The following is a 3,007-nucleotide window of genomic DNA, read 5'->3' as shown; positions in this document are numbered from 1 at the left end:
GTGAGGTGCTGGGCGACAAGGCTGATGGCATCACCTTTATCTCCCTTACCAGTGATCCGCTGCGCGATACGCCGGCGGTACTCAAGGCTTACACCTTGAAGCAGGGCGTCGATGGCCCCCACTGGCTTTTTCTCACCGGCGACAAGGCACAAATGGACCTTGTACTGGGGCGCATCGGCCAGATTGTGCCGACTCCCGAGCAGCACTCGACGCAGCTGATTGTCGGTGACGTGGCCAACAAGCGCTGGAGCAAGATCCGTCCCGATGCACCGGCCGCCGCCATTGCCCAGCGCTTGCAGTTGCTGACAATGCCCGTGGCCAGTCGTTGAGCACGCGCCATGAACATTGCCCTCGTCCTCGGCCTGCTACTGATTGGCGGCATCAATCTCACCGCCAATGCGTTGCCGCTGAGCCCCAGCGAAAGCGCCGGTAAACGGCTGTATCGTGAGGGCGTGTCGGCAAGCGGTGAGCCGATCATGGCGCGGGTGGGCGCGGCGGACATGTTGCTGCCCGCCACCAGCCTGCCCTGCGCCAATTGCCATGGCGCCGATGCCCAGGGGCGACCCGAAGGCGGGGTACGGCCGCCGGACATCAGCTGGTCGCGGCTCTCCAGCAGTTACGGGCAGCAGCAGATCAACGGTCGCAATTACCCGGCCTACAACGAGGGCGCATTGGCCCGGGCGATCCAGGAAGGGCGCGATTCGGCGAATAATCGGCTCGACCCGGCGATGCCCCGGTTCGTGCTGTCGATGAATGATCAGCGCAACCTCACGGCCTACCTCAAGCGCGTGGCCGATGATCGCGACCCCGGGTTGACCGCCGACAGCCTGCACTTGGGCACCTTGTTGCCGAGGCAGGGGCCGCTGAGCACGGAGGGCGCCACGGTGGCGGCGGTGCTCAAGGGCAGCGTGGCGCGGATTAACGAGGCGGGCGGGATCCATGGCCGGCAATTGCGCCTGACCATCCTCGATCCGGGCCCGGACCGCGCCAGTGCCAAGCAGGCGCTGGACCGCTTGATTGAGCAGGAACAGGTGTTCGCCCTGATCGCACCCCTGGCGCCTGCGCTCGACACCGAACTGGTCACGCGGCTGGAACGCGCCGGCATTCCACTGATCGGGCCGCTCTCGTTGCAGGGCATGGCCCCGGCCAGTCGGCAGATTTTCGAACCGCTGTCAGGGCTGCGCGAGCAACTGATCGCCTTGGCCGACTACGGTGCCGCCAATTTGCGCTTGCTCCAGGGACCGACGCTGATTGTCTACCCGGACGAGCCGAGCCAACAGCAGACGGCGCAGAACCTCGGCCAGTACCTGCAAGATCACGCCTGGCAGCAAGTGCGGCTGCAGGCCTACAACTCGGCGCAGGACGAGTTGCCGCTGGGCTCGCGATCGGTGTTTTACCTGGGCAGCGGCGTCGGTTTCAGTCGCTTCGCCGAGCGCCTGCAAACGGCGGGGCAGGTGCCTTACCTGTTCGCCGCGTCGAATCAGGTGGCAGGTGACCTGTTTCAATTGCCCAGCGGGTTTTCCCGGCGGGTGTTTCTGGCCTATCCGTTCGTGCCCAGTGACTGGACGCTGGCCGGGCGCCTGGCCTTGACGCAACTGCGCGAGCACCAGGGGCTCGGCGGTGAGCACGCGGTGCTGCAAGTCGGCGCCTACAGTTCGATGCTGCTGCTCAGCGAAGGCATGAAACAGGCCGGGCGCGACGCCAGCCGCGAAAAACTCATCAGTGCCCTGGAAGGGTTGCACGATTTCGACACCGGGCTGACCCCGCTGCTCAGCTTCGGTCCGGGTCGCCGACTGGGCTTGAGCGGTGCCCACATCGTCACCGTAGATTTGCCCGACCAGCGCTTCTTTCTGGTCGCACCGTACAAACCGATTGCCGTGACACCCTGAAAAGAGGGCTGATGATGAAACTCAAGACGCTGCTGATTCTGCTGACGATGTGGGTCCCCGTGGCCTTCTGCAGCAACGGCCCGGCTGCCGCACGGGTCAATGGCGAGGAAATTTCCGAGTTCCGTCTCGAGCGCTATTTTGCCGAATACCTGGAGGACCAGGGCCGCGCAGTGGGCAGCATTCGCAACCCCAAGGCGTACAAGCAATTGCGCCAGAAAGCACTGGATGCGCTGATCGACAAGGAGTTGCTGTGGCAGGAAGCGCGCAAACGCGGGGTGAAGATCAGCGATGAGGTCGTACAAAGCCAGGTTGAGCAGACGCGGCAAGCGATGGGTGGGGCCGAGGTGTTCGCCCGCCGCCTGGAAGACGCCGGTTTCGACGAAGCCACCTTTATCGAGTACACGCGCCGTGAGCTCGCGGCGCAAAAGGTGTTCGCCGACCTGCTCCAGGTGGCTGAGCCGGACGAAAAACAGGTCCGCGCGTTCTACGAGCAACACCGCGCCGAAATGAGCACACCCGAGCAAATCCAGGCGCGGCACATCCTGGTCAAAGTGCCTCAGGGCGCCGATGCCGCCACCGTTGAAGCCGCCCGGCTACGCTTAGAGGAGATGCGGGTGAAAATCAGCCAGGGCGAGGACTTTGCCAGCGTTGCCCGGGCCGGCTCCGAAGATGCTTCCGCCACCGAAGGCGGGGATCTGGGCTATTTTCCCCGTGGGCGCATGATGCCGGAATTCGAAGCCGCGGCATTTGCGCTGGCGCCGGGATCCGTCAGCGCGCCAGTGCGCACACCGTTGGGCTGGCATTTGATCTACCTACAGAACCACCAGGAGGCGGCCGATGTCTCAGAAGCTCAGGGACTTGAAATGGTTCGGGCTTACCTTGCCCGACAGCAAAAGTCCCAGGCTCGTCTACAAGTTCTGGGGCAGTTGCGATCAAGCAATCGAATCGAGCGGATTGACGACGATTGAAGGTTCCCCCCCAAATGTGGGGAAAGCTTCAGGGGCAATTCCAAGCGCTTCCCCGCCTTTGGGGGACGAGGTTCCTGAACGAAAAGTATTTTTCATGAAAATCATAGAGATGAAGCGGTCGAAAACCGGCGCTCAGTCTGGCATGAAGTG

3 protein-coding genes are annotated in these 3,007 nt (G+C 63.4%); all 3 read left to right on the top strand.

The genetic code is table 11. From position 1 onward, the window contains the following. Nucleotides 1-329, top strand: a 329-nt coding sequence (locus ABWY06_RS25160; RefSeq protein WP_353928324.1) for an SCO family protein, incomplete at its 5' end; no start/stop codon positions are given. A 9-nt stretch (nt 330-338) separates the two neighbouring features. Continuing rightward, nucleotides 339-1,889, top strand: a complete 1,551-nt coding sequence (locus ABWY06_RS25155) for a cytochrome c/ABC transporter substrate-binding protein (protein WP_353928323.1) — start codon at nt 339-341, stop codon at nt 1,887-1,889. A gap of 11 nt (nt 1,890-1,900) precedes the next feature. Then, a complete protein-coding gene (locus ABWY06_RS25150; protein WP_353928322.1) occupies nt 1,901-2,857 on the top strand; it encodes a peptidylprolyl isomerase in 957 nt (318 codons plus the stop codon). Nucleotides 2,858-3,007: the final 150 nt, after the last annotated feature.

Origin of the sequence: Pseudomonas sp., assembly GCF_040514055.1 — a bacterium.
Taxonomy (GTDB): domain Bacteria; phylum Pseudomonadota; class Gammaproteobacteria; order Pseudomonadales; family Pseudomonadaceae; genus Aquipseudomonas.
This window is presented reverse-complemented; position numbering and strand designations above follow the sequence as displayed.

Excerpts from the sequence above, each read along its gene's own strand:
- ABWY06_RS25150 (WP_353928322.1), top strand. The coding sequence starts at position 1,901 with ATGATGAAACTCAAGACGCTGCTGATTCTGCTGACGATGTGGGTCCCC.
- ABWY06_RS25155 (WP_353928323.1), top strand. The coding sequence starts at position 339 with ATGAACATTGCCCTCGTCCTCGGCCTGCTACTGATTGGCGGCATCAAT.